At 67.9% G+C, this 17963-nt stretch carries 17 protein-coding genes and 1 pseudogene; 8 read left to right on the top strand and 10 right to left on the bottom strand.

Features of this window, described 5'->3' with window-relative positions:
- Positions 1-12 precede the first annotated feature (12 nt).
- From ABD002_RS07000 to ubiK, 3 genes are all read right to left on the bottom strand, one after another.
- Positions 13-1791 (bottom strand): potassium/proton antiporter, encoded by a 1779-nt coding sequence (locus tag ABD002_RS07000; protein ID WP_343788612.1) that lies wholly within the window; start codon positions 1789-1791, stop codon positions 13-15.
- 154 nt (positions 1792-1945) lie between these two features.
- Positions 1946-3448 (bottom strand): YifB family Mg chelatase-like AAA ATPase, encoded by a 1503-nt coding sequence (locus ABD002_RS07005; protein ID WP_343788615.1) that lies wholly within the window; start codon positions 3446-3448, stop codon positions 1946-1948.
- Between the two features lie 191 nt (positions 3449-3639).
- Positions 3640-3912 (bottom strand): ubiquinone biosynthesis accessory factor UbiK, encoded by a 273-nt coding sequence (gene ubiK / locus ABD002_RS07010; RefSeq protein ID WP_343788618.1) that lies wholly within the window; start codon positions 3910-3912, stop codon positions 3640-3642.
- Positions 3913-4247: 335 nt separating this feature from the next.
- On the opposite strand from ubiK, the gene ABD002_RS07015 reads away from it, so the two are divergent.
- A complete protein-coding gene (locus ABD002_RS07015; RefSeq protein WP_343788621.1) occupies positions 4248-4586 on the top strand; it encodes a P-II family nitrogen regulator in 339 nt (112 codons plus the stop codon).
- A gap of 70 nt (positions 4587-4656) precedes the next feature.
- On the opposite strand, the gene ABD002_RS07020 is transcribed toward ABD002_RS07015, so the two are convergent.
- Entirely contained in the window at positions 4657-5142 is a 486-nt protein-coding gene (locus tag ABD002_RS07020; protein ID WP_343789393.1) for a TMEM165/GDT1 family protein, read from the bottom strand.
- 151 nt (positions 5143-5293) lie between these two features.
- Here ABD002_RS07020 and ABD002_RS07025 point away from each other — a divergent pair, with 151 nt between their 5' ends.
- Positions 5294-6781: a winged helix-turn-helix domain-containing protein gene (locus ABD002_RS07025; RefSeq protein ID WP_343788624.1), complete on the top strand. Its 1488-nt coding sequence runs from the start codon at positions 5294-5296 to the stop codon at positions 6779-6781.
- A gap of 5 nt (positions 6782-6786) precedes the next feature.
- Here the strand turns inward: ABD002_RS07025 and ABD002_RS07030 are convergent, their stop codons facing one another.
- On the bottom strand, positions 6787-7194 hold the full coding sequence (locus ABD002_RS07030; protein ID WP_343788627.1) for a serine hydrolase domain-containing protein: 408 nt from the start codon (positions 7192-7194) through the stop codon (positions 6787-6789).
- A 54-nt stretch (positions 7195-7248) separates the two neighbouring features.
- A complete protein-coding gene (locus ABD002_RS07035; protein ID WP_343788630.1) occupies positions 7249-7926 on the bottom strand; it encodes a serine hydrolase domain-containing protein in 678 nt (225 codons plus the stop codon).
- Positions 7927-8204: 278 nt separating this feature from the next.
- Here ABD002_RS07035 and hemP point away from each other — a divergent pair, with 278 nt between their 5' ends.
- The 4 genes and pseudogenes from hemP to ABD002_RS19665 form a co-directional block, all read left to right on the top strand.
- Complete coding sequence (gene hemP, locus ABD002_RS07040) at positions 8205-8417, top strand: hemin uptake protein HemP (RefSeq protein WP_343788633.1); 213 nt, start codon at positions 8205-8207, stop codon at positions 8415-8417.
- 153 nt (positions 8418-8570) lie between these two features.
- On the top strand, positions 8571-10844 hold the full coding sequence (locus tag ABD002_RS07045) for a TonB-dependent hemoglobin/transferrin/lactoferrin family receptor (protein WP_343788636.1): 2274 nt from the start codon (positions 8571-8573) through the stop codon (positions 10842-10844).
- 20 nt (positions 10845-10864) lie between these two features.
- Positions 10865-11533: a ChuX/HutX family heme-like substrate-binding protein gene (locus ABD002_RS07050; protein ID WP_343788639.1), complete on the top strand. Its 669-nt coding sequence runs from the start codon at positions 10865-10867 to the stop codon at positions 11531-11533.
- Between the two features lie 125 nt (positions 11534-11658).
- A pseudogene (locus tag ABD002_RS19665) lies at positions 11659-12504 on the top strand (DUF6607 family protein); the annotation flags it as partial.
- A 38-nt stretch (positions 12505-12542) separates the two neighbouring features.
- Here the strand turns inward: ABD002_RS19665 and ABD002_RS19670 are convergent.
- Entirely contained in the window at positions 12543-12938 is a 396-nt protein-coding gene (locus ABD002_RS19670; protein ID WP_425545125.1) for a PH domain-containing protein, read from the bottom strand.
- A 176-nt stretch (positions 12939-13114) separates the two neighbouring features.
- Positions 13115-14107 (bottom strand): multidrug resistance efflux transporter family protein, encoded by a 993-nt coding sequence (locus ABD002_RS07060; protein ID WP_343788645.1) that lies wholly within the window; start codon positions 14105-14107, stop codon positions 13115-13117.
- Positions 14108-14576: 469 nt separating this feature from the next.
- On the opposite strand from ABD002_RS07060, the gene ABD002_RS07065 reads away from it, so the two are divergent.
- Together ABD002_RS07065 and ABD002_RS07070 are read left to right on the top strand one after the other, a co-directional pair.
- A complete protein-coding gene (locus ABD002_RS07065; RefSeq protein WP_343788648.1) occupies positions 14577-15353 on the top strand; it encodes a hypothetical protein in 777 nt (258 codons plus the stop codon).
- A gap of 39 nt (positions 15354-15392) precedes the next feature.
- A complete protein-coding gene (locus ABD002_RS07070) occupies positions 15393-16142 on the top strand; it encodes an MHYT domain-containing protein (protein ID WP_343788651.1) in 750 nt (249 codons plus the stop codon).
- A gap of 52 nt (positions 16143-16194) precedes the next feature.
- Here ABD002_RS07070 and bioC read toward each other — a convergent pair whose 3' ends face one another.
- Positions 16195-17127 (bottom strand): malonyl-ACP O-methyltransferase BioC, encoded by a 933-nt coding sequence (bioC, locus tag ABD002_RS07075; RefSeq protein ID WP_343788654.1) that lies wholly within the window; start codon positions 17125-17127, stop codon positions 16195-16197.
- Entirely contained in the window at positions 17124-17897 is a 774-nt protein-coding gene (gene bioH / locus ABD002_RS07080) for a pimeloyl-ACP methyl ester esterase BioH (protein WP_343788657.1), read from the bottom strand. The genes bioC and bioH overlap by 4 nt, the downstream gene beginning before the upstream one ends.
- Positions 17898-17963 lie beyond the last annotated feature (66 nt).

The raw sequence follows: 17963 nt of genomic DNA on the forward strand, positions 1-17963 counted from the left end.
GACGCGCCAGTTTCAACGGCGCGCGAACAGTTTCGCAAGGCCGCCCGCGAACCAAGCGCGTCGCGCCAGCGCGCCGCCGATGCGCTCGAGCTTGAGCCCGACCTTGGCCACGCCGTCGTCGGAGAGTTCGCGCGCGACCAGCGTGACCGGCCCGAGACGCACGCGGTCGCCGACCTCGATCGTGTGCTCGAACTTGCGCGCGAAATGCTCGGCCAGGGTCAACGGCGCGTCCTTCGCGCGAATCGGCAGATCATAGAAGCTGGCTACATCGGCAAGCCGCACGTGCGCGTCGAAGCTGAACTCGCCGAACATCTCACGCTCGGCCTCACGGGCCTCGTCCGGCGGCGCGAACAGCCAGTCGAGTCGGTACACGCGGCCTGGCGGCGCGAGCAGGTAGGCGTAATCGCCGACCGCAAGAGCGCCGGCCGTTTCGGGCATCAGGATCGCGCCGCCACGCACGATCATCGTGAGCTGCGCCCAGCCCGGCGCGGCGGCGCCGCCGAGGATCGAGGCGCCGGGTGCGACCTGGTAGCCGACCAGCTCGCGCTCCAGCGAACCGGGAAGATCGAGTTCGACGCGGCGGATCGCGCGGTCACGGCGCGGCAGCGCGACGTCGAGCAGGCGCGCGGCGAGGCCGAGCGTCCAGCCCTGCACGAGCAGCGACGCGAGCACGACGATGAATGCGACGTTGAAGATCAACGTCGCATGCGGCAGGCGCATCAGCATCGGGATCGAGGCGAGGAAGATGCCGACCGCGCCGCGCAGGCCGACCCAGGCGACGAAACCGACCTCGCGCTTGCCATACCGGAACGGCGCGAGGCACGCAGTCACCGCGAGCGGTCGGCCGACCAGCATCAGGAACGCGGCGACGCCGAGCGCGGGCCACAACGCATCGCCGAGCGTGTGCGGTGTCGCCAGGAGACCCAGCACGAGGAACATCACGATCTGGCACAACCAGGTCCCCGCATCGAGTACTGACAGCAGGTTCGCAAGGCCCGGCACGTTGCGGTTGCCGACGATCACGCCAGCAATATAGACGGCCAGGAACGCGCTGCCATGCAGCGTGCCGGTGACACCGAACACGAGCAGCGCGGCGGCGAGCAGGAACAGCGCGGCGAGTCCCCCCGACAGCGGCAGCGTGCGCAGCGCGAACGCGATCGCGAAGCCAGCCGCCACGCCGGCCAGCGCACCGACGCCGAACTGCGCGATGAGTTCCAGAGCGAATGCGCCCGGCCCAAGCGCCTGTGGCGCGGCCAGATAGCCTGCCAGAAGCGTGGTCAGCAGCACCGCGACCGGATCGTTCGCGCTGGATTCGATCTCGAGCGTCGCGCCGACGCGCGAACGCAGCTGCAGGCCGCCGGCGCGCAGCAGGAAGAACACCGCGGCCGCATCGGTCGAGGCGACGACCGCACCGAGCAGCAGCGCCTCGACCGCGCCGAGATCGAGCAGCCAGCGTGCGGCGAGCCCGGTCAGCGCGGCGGTGATCACGACACCCACCGTCGCCAGCAACAGGGTCGGCGCGAGCACGCCGCGGAAACTTTCGCGGCGCGTGCGCAGACCGCCGTCGAACAGGATGATCGCGAGCGCGAACAAGCCGATCCGGTAGGTCGCTGTGTAGTCCTCGAAATGGATGCCGCCGGGCCCGTCGATGCCGGCGAGCATGCCGAGCACGAGGAACACCAGCAGCAAGGGCGCGCCGAAGCGCCGCGCGATCAGGCTGGAGCCGATGCCGGCCAGCACCAGCGCCGCGGCGCCGGCGAGCAGCCAGTAGGTGTGGTGGATCGCGTTCATGGCATCGGGCTCCGGCTTGGATCATAGCCGGTGAAGGGCTGAGGGCTGAGAGGCGGCTCGCCCAACCTGTTGCGGGAGAACGGCAGGCGCGATCTTGCAGGGGGAGGAATATCGCGACGGAGCGGGAGTGCGGGCAGTCCGCGCCTCTCAGCCCTCAGCCTTCAAAACGCCGGTACTGGATCGCCTCGGACAGATGCGCCGCATCGATGCGCGCGCTGTCGGCAAGATCGGCGATCGTGCGCGCGACGCGCAGCACGCGGTGGTAGGCGCGCGCGGACAGGCCAAGGCGCTCGACCGCGCGATCGAGCAGCGTATGCAGGCGCGCGTCGAGCACGCAGTCGCGTTCGACCTCGCGGTTGCCGAGCCACGCATTCGGCTTGCCGGCGCGAGCGATCTGGTGCGCACGCGCGGCGATCACCCGCGCGCGCACGACGGCGCTGCTCTCTCCGCTCGCAGTACCGCGCAGTTCGGCATGCGGCACGCGCGGCATCTCGAGCTTGAGGTCGATGCGATCGAGCAGCGGGCCGGACAGCCGCGACCGATAGCGCGCGATCACATCCGGCGTGCAGCGGCAGCGCCCGCCCGGATCGCCGGCGTAGCCGCAAGGACACGGGTTCATCGTCGCGACCAGCTGGAAGCGCGCCGGGAACTCGGCCTGGCGCGCCGCGCGCGAGATCGCGATGCGGCCGGACTCGAGCGGTTCGCGCAGCACCTCGAGCACGTGGCGGTCGAATTCGGGCAGTTCGTCGAGGAACAGCACGCCGTGGTGCGCAAGCGAGACCTCACCGGGCCGCGGAACCGAGCCGCCGCCGACCAGTGCGACCGCCGAAGCGGTGTGATGCGGCGCGCGGAACGCGCGTCGTTTCCAGGAAGCGATATCGGTGTCGTGGCCCGCAACCGAGCGCACCGCCGCGAGCTCGAGCGCCTCGTGTTCGGCGAGCGGCGGCAGGATGCCGGGCAGGCGGCTGGCGAGCATGGTCTTGCCGGTGCCGGGCGGCCCGACCAGCAGCAGATTGTGGGTCCCCGCCGCGGCGATCTCGAGTGCGCGCCGCGCCTGCTGCTGGCCGCGCACCTCGGCGAGATCGGACAGCGGCGCAACGGCCTCGGCACTGGGCTCGGCATCCGTCTGCGCGGCCGGAAGGTCGGCGCGGCCGGCCAGATGCGCGCAGACCTCGAGCAGCGAACCGGCCACGCGCACGTCGGCGCCGCCAACCAGCGCGGCCTCGCCGCCGTTGCCGCGCGGCACTACGACCCGGCGACCACGCTGCATCGCTTGCAACACGGCGGGCAGCACGCCATGCACCGCACGCAACTCACCGGACAGCGCGAGTTCGCCGATGAACTCGTAGTCATCCAACGCCTCGCGTGGCACGCCGCCATTCGCGGCGAGGATGCCGAGTGCGATCGGCAGATCGAAGCGGCCGCCGTCCTTGGGCAGGTCGGCAGGCGCCAGATTGACCGTGACGCGCCGCTGTGGGTAATCCATCTGCGCATTGAGGATCGCCGCGCGCACGCGGTCGCGCGCCTCCTTCACCGCAGTTTCCGGCAGGCCCACGATCGAGGTGCCAGGCAAGCCGCCGGACAGATGCACCTCGCAGGCGACCAGCGGCGCGCCGATGCCGTCCTGCGCGCGGCTGTAGACGACGGCGAGGCTCATGCGCCGCGCGCGCCGGGAGGAAAAGAGCCCACTGCCCCCGCCTTGGGGTGAGCTGCGCAAGGCAGCGGGCGTCCCGGGAAATCATTGGATGAGGCGTTGCGCATGTCTCGCGATCCGGTTGCGGCGGACGCGCGCGCCAGCACGCCGCGCGACGCGGCGCATTGGTGGAAGACGAAGCGGGTCCCGCGCGCTCAGTGCTTCGGCGGCAGTTCCGGACCACCGCCGAGGCTGCGTTCGAGCGCGAAGATCTTCTGCTCGAGCTCCTCGATCTTCTCGCGCGTGCGCAACAGCACACAGCGCTGCACGTCGAACTCCTCGCGCGTGACCAGGTCGAGCCCGCGCAGGCCCGATTGCAGCGCGCTGCGGAACGTTGCGGCCATATCGTCACGCGCCTGCGCGAGGTCCGGTGGAACCAGTGCGGCGAGCCGCTGCGCGAGTTCGTCGATCGAATGCACGTTGATCATTGCTTACCCTGTAGCGTGGAAAGAATCCGGCGTGGATCGGAACGTCGCGCGACCTTGTGCCGGCCCTCGCGACGGCGCTTCCTGCGTGCCCCGGCGCCGCGGACCGCGCTGCGCGGGCCGCATCCGTGGGGTCGGCCGGTGGCGCACGCGTCGCGTTCGCCACCGGCCGGAGCTTCCCTGCCGCATCGTTCCCTCGATGCATCTCCCCGCCCAGCCAGTCTAGCCGGTGCGCGGTGCAGCGCCAGCCGCGGAATTCGGAACCCACTGTAAGAGAATTCCTACGCGGAACGATCCGCTATGATCGCCTGAACGCATGCAGCAGCAGGGAGACGACCATGCAGATGGTCATGGCGATCATCAAGCCGTTCAAGCTCGACGAGGTCCGGGAAGCGCTCGCCGAGGTCGGCGTTGCCGGCATCACGGTCACCGAGGTCAAGGGCTTCGGCCGCCAGAAGGGCCACACCGAGTTGTACCGCGGCGCCGAATACGTGGTCGACTTCCTGCCAAAGATCAAGCTCGAGGTCGCGGTCGCCGACGATCAGCTCGAGCGCGTGGTCGAAGCGATCACGCATGCGGCTAACACCGGCAAGATCGGCGACGGCAAGATCTTCGTCTGGCAACTCGACCGCGTCGTGCGCATCCGCACCGGCGAGCTCGACGCGGACGCGTTGTAAACAGCGCGGCGACCGCCGCGAATGCCTCTCCGATGCCCGAGAACCTGCTTCGCGGCTGTCGCAGCGCGGCCTAAGTCAGCACGATCCACAGTCCCAATGCCGCAAACAGCGCGGCCGCGCTGATCCGCGCGGACCTGAGCGGCAGCTTCGCGGCCGAACGCGTTCCAAGCCAGACCACCGGCAGGTTCACCAGCAGCATGCCGGCCGTGGTGCCGACGATCACTTGCCAGAGCGGGTGGTATTGCGCCGCGAGCACGACGGTCGCGACCTGGGTCTTGTCGCCCATCTCGGCGAGAAAGTACGCGATCGTCGTGGCGACCAGCACGCCGTGGCCCGAACCGCGGACGGCACTGCTTGCGTCCGCCTGGTCGGGCACCAGTGTCCATGCGGCGACCGCGAAGAAGCCCACCGCGACGATCCGCTTGAGCTGCAGCGGTGTCAGCCATTGCGCGACCAGCGCGCCGACCGAGCCCGCGATCGCGTGATTGACCAGGATCGCGCAGAGGATGCCGATGCAGATCGGCCAGGGCCGGCGGTATTTCGCAGCGAGGATCAGCGACCGCGACCGCGGCGGTCGAAATGAGCAGAGTTTGCATGAACACTCCCGGCGGCCTCATCGTGCCGGTTCCACGGCTTCGCGTCTTGCCACGCGCGCCGGAAGCCGCACGCCGACCGTGCCGCGTGTGCTTTCGCTACGATGCGGCCCGATGCAACACGCGAACGACATCGGGGCTGCCATCTACGTGCTGGACGACCTGCACGTCGACGTCGCGCGGCAACGGGTCGAGCGTGACGGAGTGCTGATCGAGGTCAGCGGTCTGAGTTTCCGGCTGCTGTGCCATCTGATGGCGCAGGGTGACCGCGTCGTGGGTTTCGACGCGCTGATCGAGCACGTCTGGGCACCGGCACTCGTCAACGAGGAAACCGTGACGCAGCGCGTGAAGCTGCTGCGGCAGGCGCTCGGCGACGACGGTCGGAATCCGCGCTACATCCGCTCGGTGCGCGGGCGCGGCTATCAACTGTGCAGCCCGCCGCGCAGGCTGGAGGCCGAGACCGTCCCGCCGAAGCCGCCCGCTTCCGTTTCCGGATGGCCGCGTGCCGCACTCCTCGCAGGCGCGATGCTGGCGTTGGTCGCACTCGTGGCGACCGCGTGGTGGCAGGTACGCCGCCATGCTTCGCCGGCACCGGTCTCCACCACCGCGGCGGCGGACGAACTGATCCAACGCGCGCGCTACTACGCCGACATCGGCCAGGCCGACAACAACGACCGTGCGATCGGCCTGTACGAGCAGGCGCTCGCCGCCGACGCGGGCAACGCGGGTGCGCGCGTCGGCCTGAGCCGTGCCCTGAGCGCGCGCATGTGCCTGTACAACGGCAGCCCGGCCTCCGCCGAGCGCGCACAGCAGCTCGCCGAGAGCGTGCTCGCGCGCACGCCCGACGACAGCGCCGCGCATGCCGCGCTCGCGTATTCGTTCGACTGCCGGGGCGACGTCGACACGGCGATCCGCGAGTACGAACGCGCGGTCGCGCTGGATCCGGGCGCGCGCAGCGAAAGCCTGGCCTCGGTCGCGAATCTCTACGTGGTCAAGGGGCGGCTCGCCGACGCGCTGCGGGCGAACCTCGCGGTCGCGAGGACCGGCGTGAAGCTGCGCTTCCTGGATCTGCAGATCGCGCGCAACCTCGAGCTGCTCGGCTTCATCGCCGAGGCCGAGCAGCGCTACGCGAAACTGTTCCGGTTGTATCCCGACAACGTATTCGGCAACGTCGCCTATCCACGCTTCCTGTTCGCGCAGGGTCGCTACGCCGAAGCGGAAACCCCGCTGGCCGAAGCGCAGCGTCGGCCTTCGCATCCGGAGCTGTTCCTGCTCGCCGGCGAACTCGCGTTGCTGCACGGCGATCGCGCGGGCGCGGCGCGGGCCTTCGCGAAGGCGTCCGCGCTGCGCCCGCACCAGAGCCTGCCGCAGACGCTCGTGCACCTGTTTGCGACGCCGCCTGCCAGCGTCGACTGGATCACCGCACGTGCCGCCGAAACCGCGCGCGCGGGCGACCGCAACGCGGGACGACTGGCTCGAAGTCGCGTTGCTGCGACAACGCATCGACAACCGTGCCGGCGCCATCGACGCATTGCGCCAGGCTGTCGCCGGCGGCTTCCGCGAGCGCGAACGCGTGCTCGTTGCGGAATGGCTGCCGGCTGATTTCGTCACCGCGAAGCGGGCAGTGCCATCAGGATGAAATCGCGGAAAATCTCCTGCGATTGCGGATGCGCGTAACGCTGGTTGTAGGCGGTGCTCGTCACCACCGCGACCAGCTGTTGTTCGGGCAGCATGAACACGTAGTTGCCGCCGTTGCCGCTCATTGCCCACACCGGCGTGTCGCGGCCATGCAACGGGAAATGCAGGCGCCACAGCAGATAACCGTATTCCGCATCATCGCGCGCCTTCGCATGCGGTGTGGTCGCCGCTGCTATCCACGCCTTCGAGATCAGCTGCCGGTCGTGCCAGCGGCCGCCGTCGACAACCAGCTCGCCGAGCTTGGCCAGGTCGCGGCTGCGGTAGCGCGTGCCGCCGCCGCCCATCGCGATGCCGTCGGGCGCGAAATTCCATTTCACCTGCGTGATGCCTAGTGGTCGCTCCAGCACATCGGCGGCGAACGCATCGAGATGCTAGCGCGTCGCGCGCTCGACGATCGCGCCGGCGACGAACGCGCCGGCCGTGCAGTACGCAAAGGATCGACCGTAGGGGCTGTCGCCCGGCCTGGTCATCCACGGCGCGAAACCCTTGATCGGCAGGTCGAGCGCGAACTGCAGCCAGTCCTCGGTCACGTACATGCGTTCCTCGTTGCCGGACGAGAATTCGTTCTCGTCGTTGCATTCCCACAACGAACTCATCGTCAGCAGGTCTTCGAGCGTGAACAGGCCCTTGCGCTGGTCCGGATGCTGCACGGGCTGCTTGTCCTGAAAGTACGCATAGACCTTCGCCTGCACGGTCGGGATCAGCCCGCGGTCGATCGCCGCGCCGGCCAGCAAGGTGGTGATGCTCTTGGTCGCCGAACGCATGTCGTTCAGCGTGTCGCGTGCGCCCGCGTTGAAATAATTCTCGTAGACAAGCTTGCCGTGCTGCGCGATGACGACACTGGTGACGCCTTTCCAGGTCTGGTCGGCGACGCGGCCTTCGAGCGCGGCGAACTTCACGGTGTCCCAGCCCGCCTTGCCGGCGTCGAGGACCGGCCAGCCGTCGTTGAGCGCTTCGGGTGCCCGGTAGGAAGACGCTGCGGCGATCGCCGATAGCGGAGCCATCAGGAAGCCGGCCAGCAAGCCGATCGCGGCAAGAGGGTTGCGCATGGGAAGTCTCCGGTCGTGGCGAGGGAACGCCAGTGCAGCGCATCCGCGAATGAAGTGTCGGAATCGCGAATGAAGAATTGTGAAGGCCGCGTGGCGGCCGCCACCTCGGCACACTTCGAGTTGAAGCGTCTGTTTATCGGGTACCGCTCCGGCTCCGGAATCCATGAGGCCCTGCTGCTGCCTGATCCCTCCCCTCGGAACGCGTCCCACATCGTGCCGATTGACAGTCAAATGAGAATGATTATCATCTGCACGCGACCACACTGCGGGAGAATCTAATGTTCGATCACCACCACACGACCACTGACAGCCCGATCAGCGCGGCCGATATTACTGCGCAGGCTGGAACGGGCACCGTACGCATGAGCACCGGCCAGCGCATCGACAGCCGCCGGTTGCTGTCGGGAGGGAACGAGTTGGTCATCGAGCACGCTGGCCAGGAATACCGTCTGCGCTTGACACGCAACGACAAGCTGATCCTGACCAAGTAGGCATCGACACGCGGCGCAGACCGCGATCCGGACCGGGCGCCGCCGCCACACACCGGCGCTTGCGATTTCCTACGACGCCAGCCCGAACCGGCCGCCATCCCGGTTCCCCGCCAGCCAGTTGTTCTTCGACGAACTGGAACCCTGGGGAACCCCATGCAGAAAGAAATCCATGCCGGGATCGCGGTGATGCTGCTCGCCACCGGCGCGCACGCGGACGAACCGAATCCGCTCGACCTGCCGATCTTTGACGAACTGGACCGCATCGTCGTCACCGCGACGCTCAACGAGCGTGCGCAGAAAGATGTCGCCAGCGAAGTCAGCGTCATCGATGCGGCCGAAATCGATCAGCGCCAGGTCCAGGGTATCGGCGATCTCGTGCGCTACGAGCCCGGCGTATCGGCGACCGGCAGCGATGTCGGCGGCGGCCGTTTCGGCACCAGCGGGATTTCCATCCGCGGCCTCGGCGGCAATCGCGTGCGCATCGAACTCGACGGTATCGCCATCCCGGATTCGTTCGGGATTGGCAGCTTCTCCAGCGCGGGCCGCGATGTGGTCGATGTTGATGCGTTGAAACGCGTCGAGATCGTGCGTGGCGCCGCATCGTCGCTGTACGGCTCCGATGCGCTCGGCGGCGTGGTGAGCTACGTGACCAAGGACCCTGCCGACTATCTGGGCAAGGAGGGTGGCCAATTCGCCTCGGGCAAGCTGCTTTACGACAGCACGAACCGCGGTAGCGCGGTCACCGGCACCTGGGCCGGCGGCGATGCGCGCAACGGAGTGGTGCTCGTCGCGACACGCCGCGACGGCGCCGCGACCAACAACAAAGGCGACGTCGACAGCGCCGACTCGACGCGCACGCGGCCCAATCCACAGGACACCACCAGCGATGCACTGCTCGCCAAGTACGTGCATACCGCCACCTCCGGCCGGGTCGATCACGTCACCATCGACGGCGACCGCGGCGATGTCGACACCAACGTATTGACCGGCCGATCGTACAGCCCACTCACTCGCGCGCGGACGACCTCGCTGCGCGGCGACGACAACCGCCAGCGCGTGCGGTTTTCCTTCGATCAGAGCATCCCGCTCACGAACTCGTTCGCCGACGGCCTCGACTGGAAGGCCTATGTGCAACACAGCGAGATCGACCAGGACACGTTCGAGGATCGCATGACGATCGGCAACGCCGGTCCGGTCAATCCAAAACAGCGCTTCCGTCGCTTCACATTCGACCAGCGTGTATTCGGCGCCGAAGCCATCGCGCGCAAGGCCACTACAACGGGCGCGATCGAGCACGCCCTCACGTATGGCGTGGACCTCTCGCGCACGCACACGGCTGAGCAGCGCGACGGCTGGCAGCGCGACGTGACGACGGGCGCGATCACCCACGTCGTCCCGCCGGATGCGTTTCCGGTGCGCGACTTCCCCGTAACCGGCACGACCACCGCGGCTGCGTTCGGCCAGGACGAGCTACGCCTGGCCGGCGGCAAGCTCAGCCTGATCCCGGCGCTGCGTGTGGACTACTACAAGCTCGATCCGAAATCCGATGCGATCTTCGAAGCGGGCAATCCCGGCGTTACGCCGGCCGGTCTCGACAGCACGAGCTGGTCGCCCAAGTTCGGCGCGATCTGGCGCTTCAACGACGCCGTTTCCGCCTTCGCGCAATATGCGCATGGTTTCCGCGCGCCGCCCTACAGCGACGTCAACATAGGTTTCACCAATCTCGCGTTCGGCTATACCTCGCTACCCAATCCGCATCTGAAGCCCGAGACCAGCAACGGCCTCGAGATTGGCCTGCGCGCGAATGGAGCGCTCGGCTGGTTCAGCGTATCGGCCTACGAGAACCGTTATCGCGACTTCATCGAATCGCAATCCTTCGTCGGCGTCGATCCGCAATCGGGCCTGATGCTGTTCCAGTCGATCAATCTGGGGCGCGTGAAGATACGCGGCACCGAGGCGCGCTACGGCCTGAACCTCGGTGCGCTCGCGCCGGCGCTGGACGGCTGGAGCCTCAAGGGCAGTCTCGCCATCGCGCGCGGCGACGACGAGATCGTACACACGTCCCTGACCCGCATCGATCCTTCGCGTGCGGTGGCAGGGCTCGCATTCGATCGCGAACGCTGGGGCGCCGAACTCGTCGGCAGCTTCGTGGCGTGCAAGGACCGCCTGCCGGCGCCGGCAGTGTCGCAAGATCCGTCCGCGCCGCCGCCGACGCCGCTGTTCAAGGCACCGGGTTATTCGACGTTCGACCTGTATGCGCACTGGCAGCCACTGCCGAAACTTGAGGTGTTCGGCGCCCTGACCAATCTCGGCGACCGCCGCTACTGGAACTGGGGCGCAGTCGGTGGCTTTGCCGAAAGCCGCACGGTCGACCTGTACAGCGCGCCCGGTCGCGCGGTCCGCGTCGGCGTGCGCGCCACGTTCTGACCGACGGGAGGCGGACACCCATGAGCGACTTCCAGCGCGACGGCGACTCCGCTTCGCCATATTCGCCGGCGTCCGGCGATATGTGGCGCGACGAAATACGCGAACCGCCGGCGGCGCACGAAACGACGTCCCCCACGCCATTCAACCTGCGCCACCTCGCCGATTCTCTGCCCAAACTCGGCGCGGTGCTGTGGCTTGACCGGCGCGCATGGCGCGCGAGGCCATCGAGAGCGACGATCAGCGCACGCGGCGTGCTGCTGCTCGATCATCCGGCGCTTGCCGTGCTGAGCCGATGCTGCGCAGTGACCGCGCACACGGCAATCACACCGCAGGGTCCTCGCGAATGGTTGTGCTTTCGCGATGCGGCTGGCGATGCGCAAGGCAAATTGTTCCTGCTCCCGGACACCGACTACCTGGCCTGGGACGAGATGGCCGCGGCGAGCCGGATCGCGCCGCCCTCCACACCGCCGCGCCGGCAGGCGCACAACGCGTTCCTGCGCGGCGCGCTGACCCGGCTCGGCGGCGGCTGGCGTGCGCGTCTGCTGATGTTCGACCTGAAGCGCCTGCCATGGCTGCGCACGCTCGGAGCGCGTCCGCCGCTGCGCATTTCATTGCTCGGCCTGGAGCTTGCGCGCGTGATCGCGCGCGCCGAAGGTGCCGAACTCATTTCGCCTCTGCACACTGCCTGATGGAGATTGCCATGCGTATCGTGCCGGCGCTGCCGCTCGCCTCGCTGTTCGTGCTCGCCGGGTGTTCCGGTTACACGACGCGACCCGCGGCGAAGTCCGCGAAGCCTCTCGCGGAAACGGCGCCAATGAACTACGTGCGCCCCTGCACGCAGACACCGACGACGCCCTCGTCCGCTTTCGACTGCGACCGGAGAAGCATCCTCGCGATGTCCGGCGAATTCCGCGTACGTTTCGCGTTCGACGAAACCGCTGCGCTCGCGCCCGGCTATGCGCCGCACAACGCGCAGCGGTCAGGCGGCACCGAACTCGTCGAGGTCATCGCCGACACCGGCGATCGCATCTCGCTGCAGCACATTCTCGTGCTCGGCAAGGAGCACACAGTGGTCAAGCACTGGCGACAGGACTGGCAGTACCAACCCGGACAGATCCTGCGCTACCGCGGCAAAGGCCGCTTCGAGATACAAGCGCTCGCCGGCTCCGAGACGCACGGCGCCTGGTCTCAGACCGTGTACGAAGTCGACGACGCACCGCGCTACGCCGGCCTCGGCCGTTGGACGCACGAGGCCGGGGAGGACTCGTGGGAATCCGATCGAACGCTGCGGCCACTGCCGCGCCGCGAGTACACCAAGCGCAGCGACTACCAGGTGCTCGACGTGGTCAATCGCCATACCTTGACGCCGGCCGGCTGGGTGCACGAACAGGACAACACCAAGCGGGTGCTGAAGTCCGACGGCAGCGGGCAGGCGCTCGCGCGCGAGCACGGCATCAACAGCTACACGCGCATCGGCGACTACGACTTCGGCGCCGGGCGCGAGTACTGGGCCAGGACGGCGACGTTCTGGAGTGCCGTCCGTACCGTATGGGATCGCAGGACCGCCGCGCGTCCAGGCTTCACGACCAGTCCCGAGCCGGACGGCGAGCCCCGCATCGACGAATTCTTCAAGCTCGCCGAGCGCGCACGAAAAGGCGAAGCGGTGAGCGAAAACGAAATCAGCACGATCTTGGACCGCTATGTCCGACCCGATGCCGCAAGCGGCATGGCGCTCGTGACGCCCGCCGAAGGACGTGCGCCGCGCCGATCTCCATCCGTACCCAAGCGCACGCGGTGGAGTGCCCGCCACGCTTCCAGTTCACGCATGAATGTGGTCCGGTCCCTTGGTGAAATCATCAGGGAACGCTCCGCTCCACAATCGATCCGTAAGCGGTCGAGCGAAAGCGCGGGGGCTCGACAACGGATTGCGCGTGGGCATAACGGAGTGGATCTCGCGTATCGGTACCTGCCACGCTGCGGACGTCCAGCGTCGTTGCGGTCAGTCCCCAGCAGCAGCCATAGCCATACGGGGACGCTGACGCCGAACGCAAGGACGAGTGCGACAGCGGCCAATAAGAGCGTGCCGCCCGACAAGCAGGCGCCGGATGGGCGCGAAAACGGCCGAACCGGCCACCACCGATGGCCGCACGCGCGCGATGTCGGCCGCCTGCCAGTTCGTGGTCAGCGCCGTACGCAGGCGTACCCAGTCGGTCGGTCGCTCACGTAGCCCGCCAGGACGATGAAGGGCGTCTCGCGACGGCATTCGCGCGTCAGGCGCCGCGATCAGTGCGCAACGTCTGTGTCGCGCGGCGGTCACCCGCCGAGTCGCGACCGACCAGCAATCCGAGGCCGACGATGCCGAGCACGACCAGTACCGCGCCGGCCGCGGCGGAGCCGCTCGGCGCGTGTTCGCCGAGGAAGGCGACACCGAGCGCGGTCGAGAACAGCAACTCCGCGGCCTGCATCGCCTCGACCGCGCCGAGTGCGGCCGGATCGTTGCGCACCATGCCGGTCGCCTGGAAGAACAGGATCGTCGCAATGGTGCCGGCGAACAGCGCGACACCGGCCGCGAGCAGAACCTGCATCGGTGCGGGCGCGCCGGCTACGCTGCCCGCATACGCGGCAACGAGCCACCAGAACGGCTGGCTCGCGAGCGTCATGCCGAACACGCGCTGGGCCGCGTTCAGATCCTCGCCACTGCGTTCCAGATGCAGCAGGATCGCGCGATTGCCGAGCGGATACAGGAATGCGGCGACCGTGACGCTGGCCAGCGCGAGCCAGGCGTCGGCATTGAGCCGGCCATGGAAATGGCCGGCCTGCATGATCGCGACGCCGAGCACGATCACGCCGCCGAGCGCGAGTGCGCGGCGCGGCAGACGCGAGCGCGCGTCGCGATAGAGCAGTGGCGCGAGCAGCATGCCCGCGATCACGGTCAGCTGGAATGTACCGGCGACCAGCCACGACGGCGCGAACGCCGCGGCCCAGGTCAGGCACACGCAGAACAAGGCGAAACCGATGCCGCTCCACGCGAGCCAGATCCACGGATGCGCGCGCAACGCGCGCCACACCGGCGCTAAGCCTCCTTGCCACGGCATCACCAGCGCGAGCATGGGCAGCGTCAACAGGTAGCGCAGCGCGGCTGACCACGCCCAATGGCCGCCAGCGCTGGCCATCGCGCGGTTCAGCACGTAGGTGGCGGTGAAAAAAAGTGCTGAGGCGAGCGCGATCGCGACGGCGGCGAAAGCGGTTCGGTGCATCGTCATCGGCGCGACCGGTTTTCGCGCTCAGGCTCAACCCGCGCGCGCCCAGCGCCGAAAGGACCTGCTCGATCGTGCAGGTAGATGCATCCGGTGCGAGCTGTTCCAATCCATCCGGAGAGTACAGCCGCGCGAGTGCGGGAAGTTCGGACGTCGTCGAACGCTGTTTGCACGTCTGCCACTTCAGCCGTTCCGGAAAGACAGCCTAACAACAACCGCACGGTGCGGCATTCGCATGGGCAGACCATCGCACCTCGATATCGCCTATCGACGTCACTCGCAAAGTGTGACGCACGTCGCAAAGAAACGGGGCGTACATCGGTGCGCCGGGCGGGAACGCGACGGACACAGCGATATACTTTTTTGTGAATTGCATTCGTCCCATCAAGTGAAATTCATGCAGAGCAACTGATGCGTGGGCTGGCTGCTGATGCCAGCGCGTCCCGATCGACATGGAACGCTGCAGGGGGTTGCAATGGCGGACGTCGAATTCCGGATCGTTTCCGATCGGCGGGAAGGTCTTTTGCTCGAACTTGGCCGACTCGTCATGGCCAGCGGATTCACGCTGCAGCGCCAGCGCATGACGCGAAGCGAAGAGGGCGTCGTGCTGACGATGCTCGTGCGTGGGCCCGAAACGAATCTGCTGATGCTCGAGGATCGCCTCGGCAGCCATCCTCTGGTGCAGAGTTTTGAGGCGGGCGTACCGGATGCCGTGCGACCCGCCACGACCACCACCGCCGCGCCGGTCGAGCCCTTGCGGGCACGGATACCGGAACACACCGGCGACGCCGCTTCGACGGCTCCCGACCATGCCCGCGTCGAAGTACTGCTGCCGGCCCTGGCGCGTGCGTACCCGGACGTCTTCAGTCGCGTGCTTGCGTTCGAGCACGAACTGACTGTCGCGCAGCGGGAAGCGACCACGCGTTACGCCGGTATGCGTCTGGGCGCCTGGATCTACAAGCGCGACTACGCGCTCGGCGCACGGCTGAACCTCGGCGAATCCGTCAAGCACATCGCGTTGCCGGCGATGCGCAACCTGCTGCGCCATGTAGAGCTGAACGACGATGGCCTGCGCATCAAGAACAGCCCTTTCACCGGCATCGGCTTGCATCGCGGTTCGAGTTGCCATTTCCTGCGCGGTTGCCTGGAGGGACTGCTCAACGAACCCGGACACCTCGGCCGCCCGCGCATTCTCGAAACGTTTTGCCGCAACTCCGGTGCCGATTCGTGCACCTTCACGTTCGCCGCCTGATTGCAGCCCGTTCGCACGACAACCGAAGGGGGATTTCCGATGCACGACCACGCGATCCAATGCACGCACGATCCGCTGCTCGCGGCGCTTTCCTACCTGGTGGCGGTGCTGGGTTCGTATACCGCCTTGCAATTGGCCATCGGCATCCCGGCCGCTACCGATTCACGCGAGCGAACCCAGGCCGTAGTTGCCGCAGGAGCCGCGATGGGCGGCGCGATCTGGGCCATGCACTTCATTGCGATGCTGGCATGCCGGATGGATATCGAGGTGACCTATGGGGTCTTCCTGACCGCCGCGTCGGCATTGATCGGGATGATCTCCTGCATGGCCGGGCTCGCGATCACAGGCAGCGGCATGTTCACCTGGATCAAGCTGGCGATCGGCGGCGTGTTCATGGGTGTCGGCGTCGCCGGCATGCACTACACCGGCATGGCAGCGATGCAGATGGCCGCGGCGACCTACTACGACACCGGCATCGTCGGCCTGTCGGTGCTGATCGCGGTGGTCGCGTCGAGCGCCGCGCTCTGGCTCGCGTTCAACATGCGCGGTGCCGCGCAGATGCTGGGCAGCGCGCTGGTCATGGGCGTTGCGGTCTGCGGCATGCACTACACCGGCATGTTCGCGGTCAGTTTCGACCCGAATGGCGAAGACCCCGCGCGCGCGACCGCCGGTGGCATCAGCGGCCCCTACCTCGGTGCAACGATCTTCGCGATCACCACGTTGATGCTGGCGACCGTGCTCGCGATCAGCCTGATACGCCAGCAGCGCCGCTCCCTGATCAAGATCTGATCCGCCATTCACGCCGGCGGCACGCCGCCGGCGCATGGCCCGCATCGCGACTTCAGCGCCTGCGGCTGCCGCGCAGGCGTTCGATCGGAAAACTCGCGACGTCACCACCGCCGCCGCGACGCGGCTGGCCCGGTTCCGGTGCGCGTGCATGCGCATAGACGACCTCGTAGGTCGCCGGCAGCACGCCGTCGCGGCGGAATACTTCATAGGCCGCGATGACCGCACGCAGATGCGCCTTGCCGGTCAACGCACGCTGGCGCTTCGCGTCCGCGTTGGTCGCGCCGATCGCACGCAGTTCGTGCATCAGGTCACGCGCGTCGGCGTAGGTCAGCGTGAAGTCCTCGCGTTCGAGCACCGGGTCGCGGAAGCCGGTCGTGAGCAGTGCGTCGCCGATGTCGTGCATGTCGATGAAACGGCTCACGTGCGGCGTCGCATCGACACGCGCGAACGCGGTGCGCAGTTCCTTCAACGTGTCCGGCCCGAACGTGCTGAACAGCAGCATGCCGCCGGGCCGCAGCACGCGGCGGAATTCGTCGAGCGCGAGACCGGGATCCTCGCACCATTGCAGACACAGGTTCGAATGCACGAGGTCGACGCTGGCGTCGGCGAGCGGCAGCGCCTGCGCATCGGCGCAGACAAGTGAAAATGGGGTCGGAGTCCATTTCCCCTGAGGCGCAGGCGCAGTCGGCTGCGCAGTTCGGGAAATGGACTCTGACCCCATTTTCCCGCGCGCCGCTTCGAGCATCGGCAGCGCGAGATCGAGCGCGATGACTTCGGCGTCTCCGAAACGCGCTAGCAGCGCGGCGGCGCCGCCGCCCGGTCCGCAGCCGACATCGAGCACGCGCGCCGGTACGGTCGTGACGTCGTCAAGACGTTCGCGCAGGCGCGTGCCGACTTCGGCCTGCAGCACCGCGTGCGCTTCGTAGCTTGCCGCGGCGCGACCAAATGCGCGGCGGATGTGTCCGCGGTCGAGACCGGCGCTCATGCCGGCAGCTCCGCGGCGAACGCCGCGATCGCATCGCTGATCGCATCGCTGATCGCACCAGCATGTTCCAGGAACGGCGCGTGGCCGCTGTTGAATTCGAGAGTGCGTCCGTGCGGCGCCTGTGCGGCCGCCCATTCCATCGCAGCCGGCGGCACCAGTCGGTCGCGGCGTCCGGCGATCCACAGGCTGGGCATCGCGAGCCGCGCCAGATCCGCGCGCAGGTCGCTCGCCTCGAGCGCACGCAGGCCGCCGGCGAGCGCGTCGAGCGACGGCTCGCCACGTTCGAAAACGATCTTCCTGAGCGCGCGCAGATCCGCCTGCGCATGCGACGACCCCATCGTCTCGAGTGCGAGGAAGCGCTCGATCGCGTGCCGGTAGCGACCCTGCAACTCGGTTGCAAACTCGCCGAACACGCTGGCCGCGACGCCGCATGGCCAGTCCGGCGCGCTGACGAAGCGCGGGCTCGACGCGATCAGGCCCAGGCCGCGCACGTTCGCCGGATGATCCAGCGCGGCACGCAGCGCGACAAGGCCGCCGAGCGACCAGCCGACCCAGAGCGCGCGCGGCGTTGTGGCGACGATGCGCCGTGCGCAGTCGCCGATCTCGAACTGCGCGTCGTCACGACTGTAGCCGTGGCCCGGCAGGTCGACGACATGCACGCGAAAACGCGTCGTCAGCTCCCCGGCAAATGCGCCGAAAATGCCGCCGTGCATCGCCCAGCCGTGAATCAGCACGAGGTCGGGGCCGCTTCCTTGTATGTCGATATGCATTGCGTTCCGTTGATCCCGAAAAATGCGTTGGTCCGGCGTTTTCAACAGCCGAAGGGCTGGTTCATC

The organism is Dokdonella soli (assembly GCF_039523175.1).
GTDB classification, from domain to species: domain Bacteria; phylum Pseudomonadota; class Gammaproteobacteria; order Xanthomonadales; family Rhodanobacteraceae; genus Dokdonella_A; species Dokdonella_A soli.